The sequence below is a fragment of the Bradyrhizobium sp. S3.2.6 genome (assembly GCF_040546885.1).
Classification (GTDB): Bacteria; Pseudomonadota; Alphaproteobacteria; order Rhizobiales; family Xanthobacteraceae; genus Bradyrhizobium; species Bradyrhizobium cytisi.
Window position 1 is genome coordinate 176,969 of sequence record NZ_JBEPOS010000014.1, and the last position, 24,979, is coordinate 201,947.

At 65.5% G+C, this 24,979-nt stretch carries 19 protein-coding genes; 9 read left to right on the top strand and 10 right to left on the bottom strand.

What is annotated here, in order from left to right:
- The first annotated feature begins 30 nt into the window (after positions 1–30).
- The gene (locus tag ABID58_RS23830; protein ID WP_354035093.1) at positions 31–1,227 is read left to right on the top strand and encodes an MFS transporter; all 1,197 of its coding nucleotides are present in this window, start codon (positions 31–33) and stop codon (positions 1,225–1,227) included.
- Here ABID58_RS23830 and dgcA read toward each other — a convergent pair.
- Positions 1,197–2,192 (bottom strand): N-acetyl-D-Glu racemase DgcA, encoded by a 996-nt coding sequence (gene dgcA, locus ABID58_RS23835; protein WP_354035094.1) that lies wholly within the window; start codon positions 2,190–2,192, stop codon positions 1,197–1,199. The genes ABID58_RS23830 and dgcA overlap by 31 nt on opposite strands.
- Positions 2,193–2,326: 134 nt before the next feature.
- Here dgcA and ABID58_RS23840 point away from each other — a divergent pair, with 134 nt between their 5' ends.
- From ABID58_RS23840 to ABID58_RS23850, 3 genes are read left to right on the top strand one after another with little or no spacing between them, the layout of a single operon-like run.
- Positions 2,327–3,460, top strand: coding sequence for an MlaE family ABC transporter permease (locus ABID58_RS23840; protein ID WP_354035095.1), 1,134 nt, complete (start codon positions 2,327–2,329; stop codon positions 3,458–3,460).
- Between the two features lie 2 nt (positions 3,461–3,462).
- The gene (locus ABID58_RS23845; protein WP_354035096.1) at positions 3,463–4,245 is read left to right on the top strand and encodes an ABC transporter ATP-binding protein; all 783 of its coding nucleotides are present in this window, start codon (positions 3,463–3,465) and stop codon (positions 4,243–4,245) included.
- Between the two features lie 16 nt (positions 4,246–4,261).
- Complete coding sequence (locus tag ABID58_RS23850; protein WP_148751304.1) at positions 4,262–5,143, top strand: MlaD family protein; 882 nt, start codon at positions 4,262–4,264, stop codon at positions 5,141–5,143.
- Between the two features lie 226 nt (positions 5,144–5,369).
- Here the strand turns inward: ABID58_RS23850 and ABID58_RS23855 are convergent, their stop codons facing one another.
- A complete protein-coding gene (locus ABID58_RS23855) occupies positions 5,370–11,072 on the bottom strand; it encodes an apolipoprotein A-IV repeat region-like domain-containing protein (protein WP_354035097.1) in 5,703 nt (1,900 codons plus the stop codon).
- Between the two features lie 392 nt (positions 11,073–11,464).
- Between ABID58_RS23855 and ABID58_RS23860 the strand changes: the two genes are divergently transcribed.
- Complete coding sequence (locus tag ABID58_RS23860; protein ID WP_148751306.1) at positions 11,465–11,839, top strand: Hpt domain-containing protein; 375 nt, start codon at positions 11,465–11,467, stop codon at positions 11,837–11,839.
- Between the two features lie 111 nt (positions 11,840–11,950).
- The gene (locus ABID58_RS23865; RefSeq protein WP_148751307.1) at positions 11,951–12,271 is read left to right on the top strand and encodes a 2Fe-2S iron-sulfur cluster-binding protein; all 321 of its coding nucleotides are present in this window, start codon (positions 11,951–11,953) and stop codon (positions 12,269–12,271) included.
- Between the two features lie 6 nt (positions 12,272–12,277).
- Here the strand turns inward: ABID58_RS23865 and ABID58_RS23870 are convergent, their stop codons facing one another.
- On the bottom strand, positions 12,278–12,748 hold the full coding sequence (locus ABID58_RS23870) for an acyl-CoA thioesterase (protein WP_354035098.1): 471 nt from the start codon (positions 12,746–12,748) through the stop codon (positions 12,278–12,280).
- A gap of 182 nt (positions 12,749–12,930) precedes the next feature.
- On the opposite strand from ABID58_RS23870, the gene ABID58_RS23875 reads away from it, so the two are divergent.
- Entirely contained in the window at positions 12,931–13,959 is a 1,029-nt protein-coding gene (locus ABID58_RS23875; protein ID WP_148751309.1) for an NAD(P)/FAD-dependent oxidoreductase, read from the top strand.
- Between the two features lie 108 nt (positions 13,960–14,067).
- Complete coding sequence (locus ABID58_RS23880; protein ID WP_187434878.1) at positions 14,068–14,670, top strand: DUF2147 domain-containing protein; 603 nt, start codon at positions 14,068–14,070, stop codon at positions 14,668–14,670.
- A gap of 31 nt (positions 14,671–14,701) precedes the next feature.
- On the opposite strand, the gene ABID58_RS23885 is transcribed toward ABID58_RS23880, so the two are convergent.
- Positions 14,702–15,847 (bottom strand): hypothetical protein, encoded by a 1,146-nt coding sequence (locus tag ABID58_RS23885; protein ID WP_354035099.1) that lies wholly within the window; start codon positions 15,845–15,847, stop codon positions 14,702–14,704.
- Positions 15,848–16,215: 368 nt separating this feature from the next.
- Between ABID58_RS23885 and ABID58_RS23890 the strand changes: the two genes are divergently transcribed.
- Positions 16,216–16,572, top strand: a complete 357-nt coding sequence (locus tag ABID58_RS23890) for a hypothetical protein (RefSeq protein ID WP_187434847.1) — start codon at positions 16,216–16,218, stop codon at positions 16,570–16,572.
- 168 nt (positions 16,573–16,740) lie between these two features.
- Here the strand turns inward: ABID58_RS23890 and garD are convergent, their stop codons facing one another.
- The 6 genes from garD to ABID58_RS23920 all read right to left on the bottom strand — a co-directional run bounded on the left by garD (position 16,741) and on the right by ABID58_RS23920 (position 24,705).
- Positions 16,741–18,282, bottom strand: a complete 1,542-nt coding sequence (garD, locus tag ABID58_RS23895) for a galactarate dehydratase (protein ID WP_354035100.1) — start codon at positions 18,280–18,282, stop codon at positions 16,741–16,743.
- Between the two features lie 114 nt (positions 18,283–18,396).
- Positions 18,397–19,845, bottom strand: coding sequence for an aldehyde dehydrogenase family protein (locus tag ABID58_RS23900; RefSeq protein WP_148751313.1), 1,449 nt, complete (start codon positions 19,843–19,845; stop codon positions 18,397–18,399).
- A 21-nt stretch (positions 19,846–19,866) separates the two neighbouring features.
- On the bottom strand, positions 19,867–21,225 hold the full coding sequence (gene gudD / locus ABID58_RS23905) for a glucarate dehydratase (RefSeq protein WP_354035101.1): 1,359 nt from the start codon (positions 21,223–21,225) through the stop codon (positions 19,867–19,869).
- 23 nt (positions 21,226–21,248) lie between these two features.
- Positions 21,249–22,193, bottom strand: a complete 945-nt coding sequence (gene kdgD / locus ABID58_RS23910) for a 5-dehydro-4-deoxyglucarate dehydratase (RefSeq protein WP_354035102.1) — start codon at positions 22,191–22,193, stop codon at positions 21,249–21,251.
- Positions 22,194–22,320: 127 nt separating this feature from the next.
- Positions 22,321–23,226: a LysR family transcriptional regulator gene (locus ABID58_RS23915; RefSeq protein ID WP_354035103.1), complete on the bottom strand. Its 906-nt coding sequence runs from the start codon at positions 23,224–23,226 to the stop codon at positions 22,321–22,323.
- A gap of 126 nt (positions 23,227–23,352) precedes the next feature.
- Positions 23,353–24,705 carry an MFS transporter gene (locus ABID58_RS23920; protein WP_354035104.1) on the bottom strand — a complete coding sequence of 451 codons (1,353 nt, stop codon included), beginning with the start codon at positions 24,703–24,705 and terminating at the stop codon, positions 23,353–23,355.
- Positions 24,706–24,979 lie beyond the last annotated feature (274 nt).

The following is a 24,979-nucleotide window of genomic DNA, read 5'->3' on the forward strand; positions in this document are numbered from 1 at the left end:
CACGATATCGACCGAATCGCAATTGGTTTGATGGCAGGCGAATCACAAATCCCCATCGCGACATCCGTCAAGCGGCGATTCGCCGTGCGTCTTGCGCTGTTCTACGCGGCCGTGTTCGCGGTGACGGGCACGCATCTGCCGTTCTTCCCGGTCTGGCTCAAGGCGATCGGCGTCGATGCGGCCTGGATCGGGATCATCAACGCGCTGCCGGGGATCACGCGCTTCACCACGCTGCCCTACGCAACCGCCTTTGCCGAAAAGCGCCATGCGATTCGTGCCGGCATGATGGTTTCGGTCGTCGCGACGGCGGCGGGATTTGCGCTGGTCGGCGTGCAGCACCAGCCGCTGGCACTCCTGCTGATCTATGCGCTGACCTGCATCATGTGGACGCCGGTCGTCCCGCTGACGGATGCGTACGCGTTGCGCGGCGTCATTCGCTACGGCTTCGACTATGGGCCAATTCGGCTGTGGGGCTCGGCGGCCTTCGCGGCCGGCGCACTCGCCTGCGGCTATCTCGTCGACAGCATCGACACGCGCGAGCTGATCTGGGTCATCGTCGCATGGGCTCTCGTTGCGGGCGTCGCGGGCCTGTTGCTCCAGCCGCTCGGCGATGTCAGGCGAAGGAGCGCGGAAAAGCCCGCTGGCAATGCCCTGCTGCGCGATGCCGGCTTCTGGTCGGTCATCATTTCGGCCGCGCTGATCCAGGGCAGTCACGCTGCCTATTACTCATTTTCGGCGATCAGCTGGCAGGCCCATGGGCTCGGCGGGTTCACAATCGCCGGACTCTGGACGCTGGGCGTGATCGCCGAGATCGTCGTCTTCGCGCTGTCGCCGCGCTTCTCGCTGCATCCGTCATCGCTGATGGCGATCGGCGGCGCAAGCGCGGTGCTGCGCTGGATCGTCACGGCGCAGGAGCCGTCGCTGGCGCTGCTCGCGATCGCGCAGCTCGGCCACGGCCTCACTTTCGGCATGACCATCGTCGGCACCATGAATTTGCTGGTGCGGCGGGTGCCGTCGTATCAGATTGCGCGGGGGCAGGGTTACTATGCTGCGTGCAGCGGCTTGCTGGGCGCGACGAGCTCGATCGCCTCAGGCGCGATCTACGCCAGCATCGGCGACAGCCTCTATTACGTCATGGCGGCGATGGCGGCGGCCGGCGCGATCGTGATCTGGTCGGCGCGGCATCGGCTCACGGCTCAGCCCCAGAGCGAAGCGTCCGGCGGATAGACCAGGCTCTCGTCATAACGCAGTCCATGATCGCGATCGCGCGCCAGCAACAACGGGCCGTCGAGATCGACGAAGCGTGCCTGCGGGGTCACCAGCATGGCGGGCGCCATCGACAGCGAGGTCGCGACCATGCAGCCGATCATGATTTCGAAGCCGAGCGCCTGCGCGGCATCGGCCATGGCCAGCGCCTCGGTGAGACCGCCGGTCTTGTCGAGCTTGATGTTCACGGCGTCGTAGCGCGCGCGCAAGGGGGCCAGCGAGTTGCGGTCATGCACGCTCTCGTCGGCGCAGACCGCGAGCGGCCGCTTGATCCGCGCCAGCGCGTCGTCCTTGCCGGCCGGCAGCGGCTGCTCGACCAGGGTAACACCGACGGCGGCGCAGGCCGCGAGATTGTGTTCCAGATTGGCCTCGGTCCAGGCTTCGTTGGCGTCGACGATCAGCTCCGACTCGGGGGCCGCCTTGCGCACGGCCGCGATCCGCTCGGGATCGCCGTTGCCGCCGAGCTTGATCTTGAGCAGCGGCCGGTGCGCCGCCCTGGCGGTCGCCGCCGCCATGGCCCCAGGCGTGCCCAGCGAGATCGTATAGGCCGTGGTGCGCTCGCCCGGCACAGGGCGGTCGAGCAGGTTCCAGGCCCGCAGGCCCGAAGCCCTGGCCTCGAGGTCGATCAGGGCGCAATCCAGCGCATTGCGGGCCGCCCCTGGCGGCATGGCGGCTTGGAGGGCCTGCCGCGTCAGCCCGCCCGCGAGAGCCGCCTGCATGGCCTGGATCGCGGCCAGTGTTGCCTCGGGCGTCTCGCCATAGCGGGGATAGGGGACGCATTCGCCGCGGCCGATCAGGCCGTTTTGGCTCACTTCGGCCACTACGGTCACGGCTTCCGTCTTGGCGCCGCGGCTGATCGTGAAACTGCCGGCGATGGGAAACCGCTCGATTCGGGCGGCAAGCGCAGGAACTTTGCTGGAAGTCATTTTGAACTCTGGCGAAATCTGAACCTGCTGGTTACCTCTAGCAACTAACATTAACCAGTTGGGGATACCTTTTCTGGGTAAGGGCGTGTGCGCAACGATCTGATTTCTGCCGCCCTGGTACAGGAGCGGGCATCTTGAGCGGCGATCCGAAGCTGGAACGGATTGCCAAAGGCAACGCGCTGGCCCTCTGCGCCACCGGAACCTGGACCGCGAGCTTCGCGCCGGTCCTGGAACGGATGGTGGCCGACGCCGAGAAGCTCGCCGGCAGCCCCCAAAGCATCTTCATCGACGTCTCCGAGGTCGCCAAGCTCGACACGTTCGGGGCCTGGCTGATCGAACGGCTGCGTCGCACCCTGACCCAAGGCACCGTCGAGGCTCAGATCGCGGGGTTGTCCGCGAACTATTCGAGCCTCGTCGACGAGGTGCGGCGGGTCCGCGCGACGCCCGTGATCGACACCACCTCGATCACCATCACCGGCATGCTGGAGCAGATCGGCCGCGCCGTGGCAGGCATCGGCGGCACCATTGCGAGCCTGATCGACATGCTCGGCGCGGTGCTCGCGGCGGGCGGGCGGGTGCTGATCCATCCGCGCTCACTCCGCCTGACCTCGACCGTGCATCATCTGGAGCAGGTCTGCTGGCGCGCGGTGCCGATCATCGTGCTGATCACCTTCCTGATCGGCTGCATCATCGCCCAGCAGGGCATCTTTCATTTCCGCCGGTTCGGCGCCGACATCTTCGTCGTCGACATGCTCGGCGTCCTGGTGTTGCGCGAGATCGGCGTGCTGCTGGTCGCCATCATGGTCGCGGGCCGCTCGGGCAGCGCCTACACCGCCGAGCTCGGCTCGATGAAGATGCGCGAGGAGATCGACGCGCTGCGCACCATGGGGTTCGACCCGATCGAGGTCCTGGTATTGCCGCGCATGCTGGCGCTGGTGCTGGCGCTGCCGATCCTCGCCTTCCTCGGCGCCATGGCCGCGCTCTATGGCGGCGGTCTCGTCGCCTGGCTCTATGGCGGCGTCGATCCCGAGGCGTTTCTGCTGCGCCTGCGCGACGCCATCTCGATCGATCATTTCATCGTCGGCATCGTGAAAGCGCCCGTCATGGCCGCGGTGATCGGCATCGTCGCCTGCGTCGAGGGCCTCGCGGTACAAGGCAGCGCGGAATCGCTCGGACAGCACACGACCGCGTCGGTGGTGAAGGGCATCTTCTTCGTCATCGTGATGGACGGCGTGTTCGCCATCTTCTTCGCCTCGATCGGAATGTGACGATGGCGCAGGAAACTCAAAACGCGATTCAGGACCCCATCATCCGCGTCCGCGACATCACCGTGCAGTTCGGTGCGACGCGCGTGCTGGACGGTCTCAACCTCGACGTCCGGCGCGGCGAGATTTTGGGATTTGTCGGCCCCTCGGGCGCAGGCAAATCGGTGCTGACGCGGACCATCATCGGCCTGGTGCCGAAGGTCGCGGGCTCCATCGAGGTGTTCGGCGTCGATCTGGATTCCTCCAACACCTCGCAGCGCCGCAATGTCGAGCGGCGCTGGGGCGTGCTGTTCCAGCAGGGCGCGCTGTTCTCCTCGCTCACGGTGCGGCAGAACATCCAGTTTCCGATGCGCGAATACTTACGCGTCTCGCAGCGGCTGATGGACGAGATCACCATGGCCAAGCTCGCCATGGTCGGCCTCAAGCCGGAAGTGGCGGAGCGTTTCCCCTCGGAACTCTCCGGCGGCATGATCAAGCGTGTCGCGCTGGCCCGCGCGTTGTCGCTCGATCCGGACCTCGTCTTCCTGGACGAGCCGACCTCCGGCCTCGATCCGATCGGCGCCGGCGACTTCGACGATCTGGTCAGGACGCTGCAGCGTACTTTGGGGCTGACCGTTTTCATGGTAACCCACGACCTCGACAGCCTTTACACGGCTTGCGACCGGATCGCCGTTTTAGGGAACGGTAAGATCATTGCGGCAGGGTCGATCGCCGACATGCAGGCCTCGCAGCATCCCTGGCTGAGGCAGTATTTCCATGGCAAGCGCGCCCGCGCGGTCGTGACTTGAGTAGCCGGAGCAGCTGATGGAAACGCGGGCGAATTACGTACTGATCGGATCCTTCACGCTGGCGGTGCTCGCGGCTGCGATCGGCTTCGTGCTGTGGTTCCAGTCGCTGCACACCATCAAGCAGCGCAGCCCCTTCCGCGTCGTGTTCGAGGGCCCGGCCGCGGGCCTGCGCAACGGCGGCAGCGTGAACTTCAATGGTATCCGGGTGGGCGAAGTGGTCTCGGTGAAGCTCGACAATCCGCGGCGGGTTGTCGCACTCGCCATGATCGAGAACAACACGCCGCTCCGCAAGGACACCCTGGTCGGCCTCGAATTCCAGGGCCTGACGGGTGTGGCCGCGATCTCGCTCAAGGGTGGCGAGGAGGCGGCTCCGCCGCCGCCGCTCGACGAGGACGGCATCCCGACGCTGACGGCCGACCCCAACAAGCTCCAGGACGTCACCGAGGCGATCCGCGGCACGCTGCAGAACATCAACAAGATCGTCGCCGACAACCAGGAATCGGTGAAGAACTCGCTGAAGAATCTGGAGACCTTCACCAACTCGCTCGCCCGCAATTCCGAGAAGATCGACGGCGTGATGGCCAAGGTCGACGGCGTCATGCTCAAGGCCGACAACCTCATGCTCGGCCTCAACACGCTCGCCGGCGGCAAGGACGGTGGCGAGCTGTTCCTGACGGTCAAATCGATCCGCGAGCTTGCCGAGGATTTCGACAAGCGCTCGGGTGCGCTGATGACCGACGGCCGCCGTACGCTCGGCGACATCAGCCGCGCCGTGAACAACTTCGACCGCAACCCGACCCGCGTGCTGTTCGGCGCCAGCAACAGCGCACCGGCCGCCGCCGCGCCGTCGGCCGAGGCGCCGAAGCCGGCGCCGGCCAGCGAGCGCAAGCGGCAGTAGCGCCTCTCTCCTCCGTCATTGCGAGCGAAGCGAAGCAATCCAGACTGTCTCCGAGGAGGCAGCCTGGATCGCTTCGTCGCAAGGGCTCCTCGCAATGACGGAGCTTGTGGGGGCGTCGTAATTTCCCAACGCGCGGTGAACTGCTGGCGCAATAACGGCCAAAACAAAACGGAGCCCGACAGGGCTCCGTTTCTTCATTCGCTATTCGCCACTCGCGAGCTTTGTCTTACCCCAGCCGGCCCGCCGCGTGAGCAAGCAGCGTATACACCAGGCCCGTCTCCGAGGTGAGGTGGCTGCGTAGCTCCTGCGGGCCGCGGCCGTCGCGGGCGACTTCGTCGAGCAGACGTTCGAACTCGCTGATGTAGCGGTCGACCGTCGCCTTGAAGTTGCGGTCGGCGCGATACTTGCGGGCGACTTCGTCAAAAGCCTTCTGGCCGGCGGGCGTGTACAGGCGCTTGGTGAAGGCCTTGTTCTCGCCGCGCTGGTAGCGGTCCCACATCTCGGTGGCGAGGTTGCGGTCCATCAGCCGGCCGATATCGAGCGACAGCGATTCCAGCGGATTGCCGCCATTCTGCGGGGCCTGCGGCTGCGGAGCGGGTGCAGCCTGGCGGCCACGCGGGGCCTCACGACCGGTTGGAGCAGCCTGGTTGGCGTCCGTGCGGTTCAACAGATCCGACAACCAGCCGTCGCGGCCGGGGTCGTTGCCGCCCGGTGCGACCGGCGGCGCCTCGGTGCGCCGCGAGGAGGCGGGCATGCCCAGGTCCGGCGGCGGCAGCGTGGAAGCGCTGCCTGTGTCGCGCGTGCGGGTCTCGTTACCCCGTCCGCCCGCACTTGCCATCACCGGCTCTTCCTGACGCTGGACGGCGACAGAAGCGCGGCCCGTCGTGGTGACGTCGAGGCCGCGGCCGTGCTGGGCCACGATGCGGTTGAGCTCGGCGAGCGCCTCGATCTGGTCGACGATCACCTTGCGCATCTGCGCAGTGCTCTCGGCGGCCTCCTGCGGCATCTCGAGCACGCCGCGGCGCAGCTCGTTGCGGGTGGCTTCGAGCTCGTTGTGCATCTCGAACGCCATCTGCTTCATGCTGGAGACGAGGTTGCCGAACTTCTCGGCCGACTGCTTGAACATCGCATCCGCCTCGTCGGTGGTCTGGCGGTAGATGTCGTGCATGGCATCGATGGTCTGGCGATGCTCCTCTTCGGAGGCCGACCGCACCGCCTCGAACTGGCGGGTGATCGCGGCCGAACCTGCGCCGGCGGTCTCCGCGACCACGCGGGCGATGTCGCGGGCACGCTCTTCGGCCGCAGCGAGCGACTCATCGAGCAGTCCGGTGAAGCGCGACAGCCGCTGGTCGAGATCGGTGGTACGCAGGTCGATGGTGGTGACGAGCGATTCCAGCGCCTGCTTGCGCTCGGCGAGCGAGGCGGTGGTGTTCTTGTTGCTCTGCTCGACGACCTGCGCGGCATCGACGAGTGCCTTGCCGTGCGCGTCGAACTGCGTCGACAGCTCGCCGAGATCCTGGAGCGCCCGCGTGGTCTTGGTGTTGAAGACGTTGAGCTGGTCTTCCAGGTTCTGCGTCGCAGCGCCGTTGCGCGAGGTGACGTCGTTCATCGCCGAGACGAAGTCGGCGACGCGCGTCACCAGCGCCCGCTCGAGCGAGTTGAGGTTGTCGTGCGCACCGGTCAGCACCTCCTGCAGGAGGATGTTGCCTTCGCGCAGACGCTCGAACAGGGCGACCGTGTCGGTGCGCAGGATCTTGCTGGTCTCCTGCATCTCGGTGACGGCCGCAATCGAGACCTGGCGCGACTGGTCGATCGCCGCACGCGAGGCCTGTTCGAGGTCCTTGAGCGACCGGCCGACCGCGCTGGTCGCGACCTCGCTCGCCGCGTTGATGGTGCGGGCGACTTCGTTGCCGTTGCCCATCATGGTCTGCGAGAACGCCGTGCCGCGCGTCTCGATCGACTTCAGCGCGTCGGAGGTGACGCGGTCGATGTCGAGCGTGAGCTGGCTGGTCTTCGAGCCGATCGCATCCACGAGCGAGCCGCGCTTGGCGTCGATCATGTTCGAGAGGCGGTCGGCCTGCTGCTGCACGTAGGTGACGATCTCGTCGGTCTTGCCGGTCATGGCCTGGCCGAAGCTGCTCGAGGCGGAGAGCACCGAGCGCTCGACGTCGGCCGAGCTCGACTTGACCCGCGAGCTCGCTTCGTTGGAGGCGTTGATCAGCGCATTCTGGGCGTTGAGCGCGCTGGTCTGGATGTCGTTGGTCGCGTTCGCCGTGGCCGTGCTCAGCGCGCGCTCGATCTCGGTCGAGATCGTGCGGATCTGGCTTGCGGCATCTGCCGAGGTCGAGGTCAGCGAGGTCTGGGCCTCGCGTGCGCTGTTGAGGATGGTCGAGGCAGTGTCGGCGCCGACTGCGGTCAGCGTGCGCTCGATGTCGGTCGTCAGCGACTTGATCTGGCTCGCCGCATCGGTCGACGCAGTGATCAGCGTGCCCTGGGCCTCGCGCACGCCGCTGGTCAGCGCCTCGATGGTGGCGCCGCCGGCAGTCGCCAGCGCGCGCTGCATCTCGGCTGCGAGCGAACGGACCTGGCCGGTTTGTTCTGCTGAGACAGCAAGAAGGGTGCTCTGGGCGTCGCGGGCGCTGGCCGTGATCGTCTCGGCAGTGCTCTGGCCGACCTGCGAGAGCGAGCGGTGCACCTCGGCCGCGAGCGACTTGACCTGGCTCGCCGCATCCGAGGACGCGTTGACCAGCGTGCTCTGGGCTTCGCGTGCACCGGTCATGATGGTCTCGGCCGTCGAGGTGCCCGCCATCGAGAGCGAGCGCTGCACGTCGGAGGACAGCGCCTTGATCTGGTTGGCGGTCTCGGTCGAGGCCGCGATCAGCGTGCCCTGCGCATCGCGGGCGCCGGCGGTGATCGATTCCGCCGTGCTGGTGCCGGCGAGCGACAGCGAGCGCTGCACGTCGGCGGTGAGCGTCTTGACGTGGTTGGCCGCGTCCGAAGAGGCGGTGACGAGCGTGGTCTGCACCTCGCGGGCGCCGGCCAGGATCGAGGCCGCGGTGGCCGAGCCGGCTGCGGACAGCGTGCGTTCAACGTCGGCGGCGAGCCCCTTGATCTGGATGGAGGCATCGCCCGAGGCCGCGACCAGGGACGACTGCGCCTCGCGGGCGCTGGTCAGGATCGAGTTCGCAGCACCGGTGCCGACCGCGGTCAGCGCACGCTCGACCTCGGCGGAGGTCATCTTGAGCTGGGCGTTGACGTCGGAGGAGACCGTCATCAGCGATTGCTGCGCGGTGCGCGCACCGGTCTGGATCGTCTCGCTGGTGTTGACGACGAGGTTGGTGAGCGAGCGCTCGGCGTCCTCGACATGCGAGCGGATCGCGGTCGAGATCATCTCGGCGCGGGACATCATGTCGTCGCTGGCCTGGCGGCCGCTGCTCTCGATGCGGCCGGCAACGGCCTCGACACGCGAGCCGAGCAGGTCTTCGAACTGCGCGACGCGCACGTCGATGTCGCTGGCAACCGAACCGACCTTGGTCTCGATAGCCTGGTGGATGTCCTGGAAGCGCGCCGTGACCGTGTCGGTCAGGTGCATGCTGCGACCGTCGATCAGTTCGGCGACGCTGGTGATGCGGCGGTCGACCGCCTCGATCGCCTGCGCCGTGCCGTCCGTGAGCGTCGAGGTCAGCAGGGTGAGGCGGGTGTCGATCGACTGCACGGCCTGCGAGGCGCCGTTGGTCAGGGCGGTCGTCAGATAGGTGAGGCGGCTGTCGACGGACTCCAGCGCCTGCGATGCGCCGCTGTTGAACGTCGTCGTGAGGTGCGTCAGCCGCGTATCGATCGCCTGGATCGTCTGGGAGGCGCCGTCGGTCAGCGTCGTCGTGAGGTGGGTGAGGCGGGAGTCGATGGACTCGAGCGCCTGCGATGCGCCACCGGTGAGTGTCGTCGTGAGGTGCGTCAACCGCGTGTCGACCGACTGGATCGCCTGCGCGGCACCATCGGTCAGCGACATCGCCAGCGTGTTGAGACGCCCGTCGATGGTCTCGGTGACGGACTTGGCGCGGGTGTCGAACGACTCTTCGAGCGCAGCGACGCGGCCAACGAGCTGCTCGTCGAAGGTCTTGATGTGGCCTTCGATGGTGCCGTCGAGGCTCGTGATCTTGCCGTTCAGCGAGGTGTCGAGGTTGGTGACGCGTTCGCCGATCGTGGTCTCGAACTGCACCAGGCGCTGGTCGAGCACGGCCGTGATCGCGCCGCCATTGGAGGTGAAGCGGGTGTCGAAGTTGTCGACATAGGTCTTCAGCGACTCATGGATGTCGTGGGTGCGCTGGCCCATGCGTTCGACGATCTCGCCGCCGAACGTTTTCACGGTGCGGTCGAACTCGGAGATGTGGCGCGTGATCAGAGCACCCAGCGTGCCGGAATCGCGGGCGAACTTCTCGACCAGCTCGGAACCCTGGTTCTTCACCAGCTCGTCGAACGCGCTCATCTGCAGCGACAGCGAGTCGTGCGCGGTCTCGGTCTGGCTGACGACCTTGGCGACGAGGGTGTTGACCGTGGCGTCGAGCGCTTCGCTCGCCTTGTCCCCGGAGGTCATGATCTGGCCGGCGAGGCGGTTGCCGGCGTCGTCGATCTTGGCGGAGAGGTCGTTGGAGCGCAGCTCGAGCTCGAGCAGCAGCGAGTCCGACGAGTTCTTCAGGCTGTCATGCACCTGCTCGGTGCGCTCGGAGATGCCGTCGACGATCGCGGCGGAACGCTGCTCGAACTCGCCGGTGATGCGGTCGATGCGCTCGTTCAGCATCTCGTGGACGCGGTCGGCGAGGTCGACGAACTCGTCGTGGACGTGGCCGGTCTTGAAGTTGAGGCTGGTGGTCAGCCGCTCGCTGGCGTCGAGCACCGCGCGCGTCGTCTCGGCGCTGGCCTCCTCGAGGCGGTCGAGCAGGTCGCCGCCGCGCTCGCCGAGCGCCAGGATCATGTTGTCGCCGGCGTGGCTCAGCGCGCCGGTGATGTGGGCGCCGCGCTCTTCCAGCGCGCCGGTGATGGATTTCGCGACCTCGTCGACGCGCGAGGCGATCGCGTCCGAGATCAGCGCGATGTCGTGGCGGAGGTCGATCTGCACGCCGGAAATGGCGCTGCGGACCTGCTCGGCCTGGCCGACCAGGTTGTCGCGCTGATGCGCGATGTCCTGGAGCAGGGCGCGGATGCGGACTTCGTTGTCGGAATAGGCGCGCTCAAGCGCGGCGACCTCGTTGGCGACCAGCGTCTCGAGCTCACCGGCGCGCGCGATCGCGCGCTCGATGCCGTCGCCCATCGCGGCGACCTCGCGGCGGATGGCCTGGCCGACGGTGACCATGGAATCGGACGCAGAGCCTTCCGGCTCGGAGAAGCGGATCGCGACCTGCGCCATCGCCTGCGCGACCTGGCTCATCTGCTGGCCGCGCCAGACCAGGCTCGCGAGGAAGTAGAACAGCATGATCGGCGCGAAGAACATCGTGACGAGGCCGGCGATCGCCAGCACGCCGCCGCTCTGGCCCATGGCGGCCTGGATCGAGGGCAGGAAGCCGACCGTCAGCGCGGCGCAGGCCGCAAGCCAGACGACGGTGAAGATGGTCGCGCCGGTGTAGATGTTGCGGGCCGGGCGGCCCGTCTGCAGCGACTGGAGCAGCTGGCCGATGGTCTCGCGGTCGTCATTGGCGGCGCGGCGCGAGGTCCGCGGTTCCTCGATCGGATCGAACACGTCGCGCTCGTTGGCAGCAGGGCGCGGCTCGAATGTCGGCTCGTCGAACACGGAAGGTGCCGGCGGCGCCGTTTCGTTGCGCATCGATGCGTTGCGGCTGGTGTCGGCAGCCGTGTCGCTGATGTTGAGGGCTTCCTGGATCGCAGAAAGCGCAACTTCTGTGGGATCTTTGACCTTCTTGGGAGTGTTGGCCATGTGCAGTCGAGCCCTCGTTACTTGTACGCGTCCCCCCGCGAGCCCTGCGCGCTGCGCAAGCCCACAGTCTGGATCATGCCGCTTGCGCGGATCTCCGAGCCATCCCCACCCGGATGGCTTGTCCGCCAATTTCCGAAACATCCTATTGGCAGAGCGTCGCGAATGAAATGCCTGCGGTTAAGACAATCTTAATCATCGTTAACAGGATCGCGCCGTAACACCTTAGGCCTAAATGAAATTCTCCACGGAACTTGGCCGATTGCGGCAACTTTTCGTCAATAAACGGGCGGATTTGCGTAAAACGGTCCGAACACTTCGTTAACCATTTCCGTGCTTCGGTGGGGCAAACCGCCGAACCGGCGGACCGTCGCGCGATGCCGGGGGCCTGCGCCATGCTGCCTGAACTGCAACGGATGGACTGGATGCCCTCGCCCCCGCTTGCGCCCATCGATAGCCCCCTCGACCTCGACCACCTCTCGCGGATGACGCTCGGCGATGCCGAGCTGGAACAGGAAGTGCTTGCGATGTTCGCCGAGCAGGCGGTTCGGCTGATCGCGGCGATGACGGCGCTGCCGGCCGAGACCGGTGCGCTCGCGCATAAGCTTAAAGGCTCGGCGCGGGGGATCGGCGCCTTTGCGGTTGCGGATGCCGCTGCCAGCCTGGAAACCGCGGCCCGGATCGGCCACAACCAGCCCCGCGCGTTCGCCGTGCTGAAAGAGGCGGTTGCCGAGGCTCGCGCGGCCATTGCGGCGATCCTGAAGCATTAGGCGGCGCTCCCACGAATGCGGGTGGACTGCGCACTAGCGCTGCCCTGACCGACCCGTTATAGGACAGCCCGGACCCTCCTTTCTCCCTAGATCGCGGCAGCACGAGCACTCATGGCCAAAATTCACTTTGTCGACCACAAGGGCGAAACCCGTACGGTGGATGTCGAGAACGGCGCGACCGTGATGGAAGCCGCCATCCGCAACAGCGTCCCCGGCATCGAAGCCGAGTGCGGCGGCGCCTGCGCCTGCGCGACCTGCCATGTCTATGTCGATGAAGCCTGGCGCGAGAAGGTCGGCAGCCCGACGCCGATGGAAGAAGACATGCTCGACTTCGGCTTCGACGTGCGCCCGAACTCGCGCCTGTCCTGCCAGATCAAGGTCTCCGACGAGCTCGACGGGCTCGTGGTGTCGACGCCGGAACGTCAGGCCTGATCTTTCTTACGATATGCTCGGCCGCGCGACCTCGATGCCGCGCTTGTGCCAGGGTCTGAACCTCTCGACGATCTCCGTGGTCAGCGGCGCCGGCCGCCGCGTCGCCTCGTCGAGCAAGACGCCGACTGACGTCGCCGAGGCGATGCATTTTCCCTGCGAGAACACGACCTGCTCGAAGGTCACGGACGTCCGTCCCAGTTTCACGACGCCAAGGCCGAGCTCGATCGTGTTCGGCCAATGCAGCTCGGCCCGGAAATGGATGTCGAGCCGCACCATGATCCAGGCGAGCCCTGGCGGTGTCAGCCCGTATTCCGGGAGCTTCATCAGCGTGACACGGCCGGTCTCGAAATACGTGGCGTAGACCGCATTGTTGACGTGCTGGTTCGGATCGAGATCGCCGAAGCGGACATTGTCGCTGAGGCGAAAGGGGAAGTCTTCCAGACGCGGCGTCGTATCGAGGCGGCTTGGTGCGTTCACCGATTGATCTCCGTCATATCCAATCTCGTTACAGCCCAGTTATTTTGACCCGGCAAGTGGGCGCGGCTGCGGGGCGCTCCCGCTTTTATGCCTTCCCTGATCCATCCCCGTTGGCTAGACAGGCAGGGTCACCTCTGCCCGCAGGGCGCCGTCCAACCGATAACGACCGATAAAGAGACGACATGAGCGACGTGATCAAAACCGATGTGCTGATTATTGGCGCTGGCCCTTGCGGTCTGTTCGCCGCCTTCGAGCTTGGCCTTCTCGACATGAAGGCGCATTTCGTCGACATCCTCGACAAGGTCGGCGGCCAGTGCGCCGAGCTCTATCCGGAAAAGCCGATCTACGACATTCCCGGCATTCCGCATGTGTCGGGGCAGGGCCTCACCGACGCGCTGATGGAGCAGATCAAGCCGTTCCACCCGACCTTCCATCTCGGTGAGATGATCGAGACCGTGGAGAAGATCGGCGATCCCCTGTTTCGCTGCACCACCGATACCGGCAAGGTGTTCGAGTGCAAGGTGGTGGTGATTGCGGCCGGCGGCGGCTCGTTCCAGCCCAAGCGTCCGCCGGTGCCGGGGATCGAAGCCTATGAAGGCACCTCGGTGCACTATGCCGTGCGCAAGATGGAAAATTTCCGCGACAAGAACGTGCTGATCGTCGGCGGCGGCGATTCCGCGCTCGACTGGACGCTCAATCTGCATCCGCTGGCCAAGCGCATCACGCTGCTGCACCGGCGCGACGATTTTCGCGCCGCGCCCCACAGCGTCGAGCAGATGCGCGCGCTGGTGGCCGGCGGCAGGATGGATCTGCGGCTCGGCCAGGTCACCGCGCTCTCAGGCGCCGATGGCCAACTGACCGGCGCCACCGTCAAGGGCAACGACAACAATGTCAGCGATATTGCCTGCGACACCATGCTGCCGTTCTTCGGGCTGACCATGAAGCTCGGTCCGGTCGCGAACTGGGGCATCGCGCTGGAGAACAATCTGGTTCCGGTCGAGACCTCAGCGTTCGAGACCAACGTATCGGGCATCTTCGCCATCGGCGACATCAACACCTATCCCGGCAAGATCAAGCTGATCCTGTGCGGCTTCCACGAGGGCGCACTGATGTCGCAAAAAGCCCACCGCTACGTCTACCCGGAGAAGCGGCTCGTGTTCCAGTACACGACATCGTCCTCCAGCCTGCAAAAGAAACTCGGTGTCAACTGATTGCGACGGAAGCGGACGGGCGATGCCCCATGTTTCTGGTGCTGGAATCGTTCGCGAAATCGCCGTAGTCTGCGGCCATTGCAGTGGCGGCTCAGCAAGGTGATCATGATGCGGAATCTCTTTACCGGCTTTCGGCTGCTCCCGTTGCTCGCGCTCGCGCTGTCGCTCAATGCGGTGAGTCCGGCTGCGGCGCAAGCGCAGCAGCCAACTGCGGCGGGCCTCTGGCAGAAGGTCGAAGACGGCAGGACCGTGGGATGGTTTCTCTTCATCGACCACAACGGTATCTTCGAAGGCGTGATCGCAAAGACCTTTCCGCGTCCCGGCGACGATCCGAACGAGGTCTGCGCGAAGTGCACCGACGATCGCAAGAACGCGCCGGTGCTGGGGCTCTCCTTCATCCGCGACATGAAGCGCGACGGCTTGAAGTATGACGGCGGCAACGTGGTCAATCCGCGCGACGGCAACATCTGGAAGGCCAAGATGACGGTGAGCCCGGATGGGCAGACCCTGACCATGCGCGGCTTCCTCGGCATTTCCCTGTTCGGCAAGGACGAGACCTGGCAGCGTTTGCCGGATGCAAATATCGCGGAAGTCGATCCCGCCATCGTCGCCAAATATCTCCCCGCACAGGCCGCCGCGGCCAAACCGGTTCCCGCGCCTGCGACCAAGAAAGGTGGCGCGACGATGATGGCGCCGGCAGCGAAGAAGTAGGGCTGCTTTCACGCCGCCCGCTCTAACAATCTCAATATGTCCGCGCCTTCTTGCAAGGCGCATAGAACGTGCCGTTGCCGGCAACGACCCGCTCGAGGCATTGCCGGGGATCGGTGATCTCGCCATCGACCTGAAAATAATAGGCCTGCGGCCCCAGGCTCAGGACGTAATGTCCCGGCGGAAGCTCTAGCTCTGCATCGCCGGCGTGAAGCTCGTACATTTCGGCTTTCCCCGGAATCGGCGAGATCCGGAACGGATAGGAGAAGTTGCGGATCACGCCGACGTCGTCTCCGCCACTTGTCGTCTTGCCTGCAGCGTCGGTCGAAAACTCTTTGACCTTCGCGACAACACGGACCTCGACCCGCTCGGGGATCACATTTGCAACGTCCCGGCGGAACACGATGAACTTGACGTGGCCGTTCGGCAGATGCGGCCGATCGGGCTTCCTGAACTCTGGTGAAATCGCAATGCGCATGTCCGGCGCCATCACGCCGGTCGCGTTCAACTCAGCCAGCGACTTGTCGTCGATCAAGGCATAGATGCCGTAATCGCTCGGGAGCACGCGCACTGGTGGAGGCGGGGCGGAGGGGACCATTTCCGGCTTGGCGACCGCGATCGTCGTCTCCGGCCTGGGCGTGACCTGCGCGATCTCCGCCGTCTGCGACGACATCAGCCGGCGCAGTGCGGCGATCCTGTCTCGATGCGAGACGGTCACGATGACTGCGCCAACGACAACAAGGATGGCCACTGTACGCTTGATCACTGGTAGAAGCGGGCCCGAGACCGCAGGCCGCTTGCTGCGGGACGTCCCGATCGCCGAAGGCAAAACGGTCGCATCGCCGGACACCAGAAGAGTCCCTGCTTCGGTCACCCCAGATGATGTGAGGTGTTGCGACGGCAAGCGCTCCAGCGGTGCCCGTTCGCGCGAAAACTTCTCGACCTCATTGATCGCGACCTCGAGGGCCTGCTTCATCTTGTCGACGTTTTTCGCGTCGGCGTAGGTGAACTGTTCCTGGAGCTTGTAGCGGGCGAGATCGTAGACCATCTGCCGCCGGGCTTCGGCGTCGTCTTTCACCGTCTCGAGCATGCGCGAAATCACCAGCGCAAATTGCACCTGGTTTGCGGGCAAATCGGCCGGGTCCTGCTGACCGGGAAGCAGCTCCCTCGAGTCGCTCATAGCGCTGACGGTCCAACGCCTGTCACGCCAACACCCAATTTTTGCATTCGAAACAGTTGGTTAAACGATGCGGTCGCGTCCCGCGCCAGCTTGGTACACGTCCTGACACAACAAGGAAAGCCTCCGAACGAGCTGCGGCAAACCGCAGACACGCCACACTTGCCACACTTGCACGAGGTGCAGGCCGGTCGAGGCCGCCTATCGCGCCGGTAGTTCCCCGGAATGTGCGCTGGCGCCGGATTTGCATAGCTGTCGCAAAGCTGCTGGGGGAACGAGTCGCCACATTTCCACGCCTGCCGCCGTTGCGCGGGTGGGCGGGCGGCCTTGTCTGTCCCTTGCGGCGCCGATTTGATCCGCAGGGAGACGATATGAGACTTGCAAGATTGTGTGCGGCGACGTTGCTGGGGCTAATGACGCTGCTGGCGACATCGGCGCTCGCGCGCGACGATGGACGCTACGCCAACTCGCCGCTCAAACCCTGGTTCGAGAGTCTGCGCAGCGAGTATGGCCAGTGCTGCTCGGATGCCGACGGCTATATCGTCGCCGATGTCGACTGGGAGTCCGATAAGGGACACTACCGCGTGCTTCTCGACGACGAATGGATCGTCGTGCCCGATGGCGCGGTGATCACCGAGCCGAACAAGATCGGCCGTACCATGGTGTGGAAGCACTATATCGACGGCCACCCGCGCGTGCGGTGCTTCATGCCGGGCAGCATGACGTGAGAGGTGCGCGGCATTGCGGGCGACGCGTCGCGTCGAACCCGGAATGAAAGAATGAGGCGCAACGCGACGCCGATCGTGCCTCATGCCAGCTTGGACTCTCGCACCACTGCATCCGCGCGGCGGCCTCTTTGTCTTGCTCTTCGTCTTGCGGTCGCCGTCGCAGGCGCTTCAGGTCACCGGCGCCGGATTAAACAGCGTGAGGTCGTTGTGGATGCCCCAGCGATCCGACCACGGCTTGGTGCGGCCGCTCGCAACATCGAGGATCAGGTGGAACAGGTCCCAGCCGGTTTCCTCGATGGTCTTCTCGCCGGTGGCGATCCCGCCCGCGTCGAAATCGATCAGGTCCTTCCAGCGCCGCGCCAGCTCGCTGCGGGTCGCGACCTTGATCACGGGCGCAGCCGCGAGGCCGTAGGGCGTGCCGCGGCCGGTGGTGAATACCTGCAAGGTCATGCCGGAGGCAAGCTGGAGCGTGCCGCAGATGAAGTCGGAAGCCGGCGTCGCCGCAAACAGCATGCCCTTCTGCGTCGCCTTCTGGCCGGGCGACAACACGCCGGTGATGGCGCTCGAGCCGGACTTGACGATCGAGCCGAGAGATTTCTCGACGATGTTGGCGAGACCGCCCTTCTTGTTGCCGGGCGTGGTGTTGGCGCTGCGATCGGCACCGCCGCGCGCCAGATAAGAGTCGTACCAGGCCATCTCGCGCACCAGCGCGCGGCCGACGTCCTCGTTGATGGCGCGGCGGGTGAGGAGCTGGATGGCGTCGCGCACCTCGGTGACTTCGGAGAACATCACTGTGGCGCCGGCGCGCACCAGAAGGTCGGCGGCGAAGCCGAGGGCGGGGTTCGCGGTGACGCCGGAGAAGGCATCGCTGCCGCCGCATTGCAGGCCGATCACCAGATCGGCAGCCGGGCAGGTCTCGCGGGTGCGCTTGTTGAGGATTTTCAGGCGGGCCTCCGCCTGGGTCATGATCGCGTCGACGATCGCGCCAAAGCCGTCGAAGGCTTCGTCCTGCATGCGCACGATGGCGTCGCTGATGCCTTCGGGCACCAGCCGCTCGGGCGCAAGCTTCTCGCAGCCGAGGCTGATGACCAGGATCTCGCCGCCGAAATTCGGATTGAGCGCGAGATTTTGTAGCGTGCGGATCGGCACGACCGCGTCGGGGGCATTGATGGCGACGCCGCAGCCATAGGCGTGCGTCAACGGCACGACGTCATCGACGTTCGGATACTTCGGCAGCAGCTCGGTGCGGATGCGCTTCACCGCATATTCCATCGTGCCCTTGACGCATTGCACGGAGGAAGAGATGCCGAGGATGTTCTTGGTGCCGACCGAGCCGTCGGAATTGCGAAAGCCTTCGAATGTAAAACCTTCGAGCGGCGGCAGCGGCGCAGGCACGGCGGTGGAGATTTCGAGCTTGTCCAGCGCTGGCGCCTCCGGCATGCGGATGCGCGCCTCGTCGACCCACTCGCCGGCCAGGATCGGCGAGAGCGCGTAGCCGATCACCTCGCCATAGCGGATGATCGGCTGGTCTTGCGCGATGTCGACCAGCGCCGTCTTGTGCCCTTGCGGCACGAAGGCGCGCAGCGTCAATCCGCAGGCAAAACGGGAGCCGGCGGGAAGCCCGAAATCATTCACCACGATCGCGACATTGTCGCGCGCGTTGAGCTTGATGTAGCGGGGCTGTTCTTTCGCTGCGACGTCCTGGTCCATGCGGACTCCGGGGATTTGTAAGGTGGGTTAGCGCAGCGTAACCCACCAATGTCTCTGTCTGCAGGTGGGTTACGCTGCGCTAACCCACCCTACGATGTCTACGATATCAACCTATCAGCCCGGATAGGTATAGGCGGTCTTCACCGTGGTGTAGAACTCGCGCGCATAGGAGCCCTGCTCGCGGGCGCCGTAGCTCGAGCCCTTCCGGCCGCCGAACGGCACGTGATAATCGACGCCGGCGGTCGGCAGGTTGACCATCACCATGCCGGACTCGCTGTTGCGCTTGTAGTGCGAGGCGTATTTCAGGCTGGTGGTGCAGATGCCGGAGGCGAGGCCGAATTCCGTGTCATTGGAGATCGCCAGCGCTTCCTCGTAGTTCTTGGCGCGGATGACGGTCGCGACCGGGCCAAAAATCTCCTCACGCGCGATGCGCATGTTGTTGTTGGCTTCCGTGAACAGCGCTGGCTGGAGGTAGTGGCCGGGCGTCTCGCGCGTGAGCAGTTCGCCGCCCCAGGCGAGTTTCGCGCCCTCTTCCTGGCCGATCTTGATGTAGCGCAGGTCCTGGTCGAGCTGGCTCTGATCGACCACGGGGCCGATATGAACGCCCGCCTTGAGTGCGTCGTCCACCGACAGGCCCTTCAGGCGCTCGGCCATCGCCGCGACGAAGCGGTCATGGATGCCTTCGGTGACGATCAGGCGGGAAGACGCCGTGCAGCGCTGGCCGGTCGAGAAATAGGCCCCGTTGACGGCGACCTCGACGGCGGTCTTGAGGTCCGCGTCGTCGAGCACGACCAGCGGATTCTTGCCGCCCATCTCGAGCTGGAACTTCTTCATCGGGTTCGACAGCACGCAGGCCTGCGCGATCTTGCGGCCGGTCTGCACCGAGCCGGTGAAGGAGATCGCGGCGACATCCGGATGGTCGAGCAGGGTCTGGCCGACCACCGAGCCGGAGCCGACCACGAGGTTGAAGACTCCTGCCGGGATGCCGGAGCGGGCGATGATCTCGGACAGTGCATGCCCGGAGCCCGGCACCAGCTCGGCCGGCTTGAACACCACCGTGTTGCCGTAGCAGAGCGCGGGCGCGATCTTCCAGGCCGGGATCGCGATCGGGAAATTCCAGGGCGTGATCATGCCGATGACGCCCACCGGCTCGCGGGTAAGCTCGACGTCGAGACCGGGGCGGACAGAGGCGCCCTTCTCGCCGATCAGGCGAAGCGCTTCACCTGCGAAGAACGCGAAGATCTGGCCGGCGCGCGCGACCTCGCCGATGCCCTCGGGGAGCGTCTTGCCTTCCTCGCGGGCAAGCAGGCGGCCGAGCTCTTCCTTGCGGGCGAGGATTTCGAGAGAAATCTTGTTCAGCGCGTCATAGCGCACCTGCGGCGTCGACTGGGCCCAGGCGGGGAAGGCGGCTTTCGCGGCCGCGATTGCCTTCTCGGTCTGCGCCTTGTCGGCCTTGGCGTATTCGCCGACCAGATCGTTGGTGTTGGAGGGGTTGATGTTCTTGGTGACGCCGGAGCCGTCGACCCATTCGCCGCCGATGAAGTTTTTCAGGATCGCTGTCATCTTTTTCCTCCAGGGAAGTTCTTAACGCACGAGGCAGGGACGCTTGTCGTCAAAGGTCCAGCCGGGGATCAGGTCCTGCATGGCAGTAGCGTCATCGCGGGCTCCGAGTCCATGCTGCTTGTAGAGCTCATGCGCGGCCTCGATGGCCGTACGGTCGATCTCGATGCCGAGGCCCGGACGATCCGGGACCGTGATCCTGCCGCCCTTGATCTGGAGCGGCTCTCTCGTCAGCGCCTGGCCGTCCTGCCAGATCCAGTGGGTGTCGATCGCGGTGACCTTGCCGGGGGCCGCGGCGCCGACATGGGTGAACATGGCGAGCGAAATGTCAAAATGGTTGTTCGAGTGCGAGCCCCAGGTCAGGCCGTTGTCACGGCAAGTCTGGGCGACGCGCACGGAGCCTTGCATGGTCCAGAAATGGGGATCGGCGAGCGGAATGTCCACTGCACCCAGGCGCAGTGCGTGGCTGAGCTGGCGCCAGTCGGTGGCGATCATGTTGGTTGCGGTCGGCAGGCCCGTGGCGCGGCGGAACTCGGCCATGATCTCGCGGCCGGAGAAGCCGGCCTCGGCGCCGCAGGGATCCTCGGCATAGGCGAGGATGCCGTGCATGTTCTTGCAGAGGCTGATGGCCTCGTCGAGCGACCAGGCGCCGTTCGGATCGAGCGTGACGCGGGCGTTGGGAAAGCGCTTTGCGATGGCCGTGACGGCCTCGATCTCCTGCTCGCCGCGGAGCACGCCTCCCTTGAGCTTGAAGTCGGCGAAGCCGTAATGGTCCTGGGTTGCTTCCGCCAGGCGCACCACCGTCTCCGGCGTCATCGCCTCCTGATGGCGCAGGTTGAACCAGTCGGGTTTGCCGGTTTCGCCCTTGACGTAATCGAGCCTGGATTTGCTGATGTCGCCGACGAAGAAGAGATAGCCGAGCGTCTCGACGCTCTTGCGCTGCTGACCTTCGCCGAGCAGCGCTGCGACGGGAAGATTGAGGTGCTGGCCGAGCAGGTCGAGCAGGGCGGATTCAACCGCGGTAACAGCGTGAATCATCACGCGAAGGTCAAACGTCTGTTTGCCGCGGCCACCGGCATCGCGGTCGGCGAAGGCCGTGCGGACGTCGGCGAGGATGTTGTTCAGCGCGCCGACGGTCTTGCCAATCACGAGATCGCGGGCGTCCTGGAGCGTCTGCCAGATCTTTTGCCCGCCCGGCACCTCGCCGACGCCGGTGTGACCGGCATTGTCGGTGAGGATGACGATGTTGCGGGTGAAGAACGGCGCATGCGCGCCGCTCAGGTTGAGGAGCATGCTGTCGCGGCCCGCGACCGGGATCACCTGCATCGTTGTGACGACCGGTGCGCCGGCGACTGGCGCGCAGGAGATATCAGTCTGGGCCATCGCACGCTCCTCCCTGTCGTTTGTTATTCTGCAGCCTGTTGTGACGATCGAATGGCGGGCAGATTTTTGACCAGCGCGGTCAGTTCCGCAATCTCCTGCTCGGAGAGATCGGTCAGCGGCGGGCGGACCGGGCCGGAATCACGGCCGATGACCTTCATGCCGGCCTTGATGATCGAGACCGCATAGCCCTTCTTGCGGTTGCGGATCGCGATCAGCGGCAGGATGAAATCCTTCAGGCCGGCGTGGATTGTCGCATGGTCGCGCTTGCGTACCGCGGCGTAGAAGTTGGTGGCGAACTCCGGAACGAAGTTGAACACGGCCGACGAGTAGGTCGTCACGCCCATGTCGAGATAGGGCAGCGCAAACGTCTCGGCGGTCGGCAGGCCGCCGACATAGGTCAGGCGATCGCCGAGCTTGGTGTAGACGCGGGTCATCAGCTCGATATCGCCAATGCCGTCCTTGTAGCCGACGAGGTTCGGGCAGCGCTCGGCGAGGCGGGCGACCGTGTCGGGCTGGAGGATGGCGTTGTCGCGGTTATAGACGATGACGCCGATCTTCACGGCGGCGCAGACGGCCTCGACGTGGGCGGCAAGGCCTTCCTGCTCGGAATGGGTGAGGTAGGGCGGCAGCAGCAACAGGCCGTCAGCGCCGGCCTTCTCGGCGCCGATCGCGATCTCGCGGGCGATTGCGGTGCCATAGCCGGTGCCGGCGAGCACGGGCACGCGGCCCTTGGTCTCCTCGACGGCGACCCTGACCACCTCAGGGACTTCGGTCGGGGTCAGCGAGAAGAACTCTCCGGTGCCGCCGGCGGCGAATAGACCTGCGACATCATAGCCGCACAGCCAGTCCATGTTGGCGCGATAGGTGGTCTCGTCGAAGGAATAGTCAGCCTTGAACGGCGTGACGGGGAAGGACAGGAGGCCAGATCCGATCTTCTGGGCCATTTCCTGCGGGGTCATCTTGCTCATGGGCGCTGCTCCCTGTTTCTCGTGTTGTGGCGGCCGCAACAAGGCCGCGCGTCCATGCGCCGCTGTTTAGGAGACCGTTCGATGCGCGTCCAAGCCAAAGCCTATATCGACCGATGCGGATTGAGCATCAATCTTCCACCACCTCGGCCGAGGACAATTCGCTGGCGATCTTGACCAGCGCGGACAGCAGCGGATTCTCGTCGTCGCGGCGCCAGACCATGAAGAGCTCGACCGGAACGCGGTTGCGCAGCTTCAGCGGCCGCAGCCGAACGTCGGAGATTTTCAGGCCGGCGGCCGCGGCCGGCACGATGGCGAGGCCAAGGCCGGCGCGCACCATCGCGAGGATCGAGTGGATTTGGCTCAGATGCTGGACATAGCGTGGCAGGATGTCGGCGCGGGTGAACAGCGCCACCAAGAGATCGTGGAAGTAGCGGCTCTCATAGGGCGAATACATCACGAAGGGCTGGCCGTCGAAGTCCTTGATGGTGATGCTGTCGGCATTCGCCAGCGGATGCTTCTTCGGGATCGCGGCGAGCAGCGGCTCGGCGACGACGCGGCGGCTGGCAAGCTCGGGTCGCGCGATCGGGGGGCGCAGCAGGCCGGCATCGATCTGGCCCGAGGTCAGCGCCTCGAACTGGTCGCCTGAGACCATCTCCTTCAGCGAAAAATCGACCTCCGGCAGCTTGGCGCGGCAGGCCGCGACCAACTCGGGCAGGAAGCCGTAGGCGGCCGCGGCCGTAAAGCCGATCTTCAGCGAGCCGATTTTGCCGAGCGCGATGCGGCGGGCGACCTGCGAGGCGCTTTCCGCGAGCTTCAGGATGCGGCGGGCCTCGGGCAGAAAGCTGCGCCCGGCCGGCGTCAGGCGCACCGAACGGCTGGTGCGCTCCAGCAGCGGCGCGTCGATGATGTGCTCCAGCACCTGGATCTGCCGCGATAGCGGCGGCTGAGTCATGTTCAGCCGCGCCGCGGCACGGCCGAAGTGCAGTTCTTCGGCCACCGTGACGAAACAGCGGAGCTGGTTGAGGTCGAACATCGATACATGCCTTAGATGAATAAGGCGTTTCCCCGGCACTTCTAGCATCGATCATCCCCAAAACAAAGACGGCGGCCTTGTGAGCCGCCGTTGAGTTGCCTGTCCCGCTCCGATCACTCGGAGCGCTCAGGAGGAACGTTTGAGCACCACCCGCTCGATCTTGCCGACCACCACGAGATAGGCGACCGCGGCCACCAGCGCGTTGATGCCGACGAACACCAAGGCACCGTTGAAGGAGCCGGTCGCGGCCACGATGTAGCCGATCACGATGGGCGTGGTGATCGAGGAGAGATTGCCGAAGGAGTTGAACAGGCCGCCGGAGACGCCGCCGGCCTCCTTGGGGGAGGTGTCGGAGACGACCGCCCAGCCGAGCGCGCCGATGCCCTTGCCGAAGAAAGCGAGCGCCATGAAGCCGACCACCAGCGCCTGGCCGTCGACATAGTTGCAGGCGATGATTGACATCGACAGCAGCATGCCGCCGACGATCGGGATCTTGCGCGCCATGGTCAGCGATCCGGTCTTGCGCAGGATGGCGTCGGAGATGACGCCGCCGAGTACGCCGCCGATGAAGCCGCACAGCGCGGGCAGCGTCGCGACGAAGCCGGCTTGCAGGATCGACAGGCCGCGCTCTTTGACCAGGTACACCGGGAACCAGGTCAGGAAGAAATAGGTCAGCGTGTTGATGCAGTACTGGCCGAGATAGACGCCGAGCATCATACGGTTGGAGAGCAGCTGGCGGATATGGTCCCATTTCGGGCCGGAATCCGGCGCACGCTCTCTCTTCACATCGTCCTTGGGCGCGTCGAGATCGACCAGCGCGCCGCCTTCCTTGATGTAGTCGAACTCGGCCTCGTTGATCGAAGGATGCTCCTTCGGTCCGTAGACGGTCTTGATCCAGGCGAGGCCCATGATGACGCCGAGGCCGCCCATCACGAAGAACACGTAGCGCCAGCCGTAATCATGGGCGATCCAGCCCATTAGCGGCGCGAAGATCACTGTGGCGAAATACTGCCCCGAATTGAAGAAGGCCGATGCAGTGCCGCGCTCATTGCCGGGAAACCAGGCGGCGACGATGCGGGCATTAGCGGGGAAGGACGGCGCTTCCGCGACGCCGACCAGGAGGCGAAGCGCGAACAGCACGACGATCGCAGCGCCGGCGCCGAAGAAGCCGACCCAGCCCTGCATCATCGTGAACAGCGACCAGACGATGATGCTGAAGGCATAGACGAGGCGCGAGCCGTAGCGGTCGAGCAGCCAGCCGCCCGGCACCTGCGCGGCGACATAGGACCAGCCGAACGCCGAGAAGATCCAGCCCATGGCGACGGGATCGAGATGAAGTTCCTTGGCGAGCGCGGGGCCCGCGATCGAGAGCGTGGCGCGGTCGGCGTAATTGACGGTCGTGACCAGGAACAGCATGGTCACGATGAACAGCCTGACGCGAGACCTCCTCACGTCGGTTGCGGACACGACTGCGCTCATCAGGCGCCTCCTTAGAACTCGAAATGTTTCCTCACCACGACTCCTAGAGGCGCACGCGGGAAAGTGTCCAAGTTCAAGGGAGTATCGATTGATACCGTTTTTGAATTGATGGAACGAGGTGGCGCCAAGAACCAGGATCGCTCGCTTCGCGGGCGATGGCGTGAGTGTGGGGGGGGGGGGGGGGGGGGGGGGGGGGGCGGGGGGCGGGGGGGGGGGGGGGGGGTGGGGGGGGGGGGGCCCCCCCCCCCCCGCGGGGGGGGGGGGGGGGGGGCCC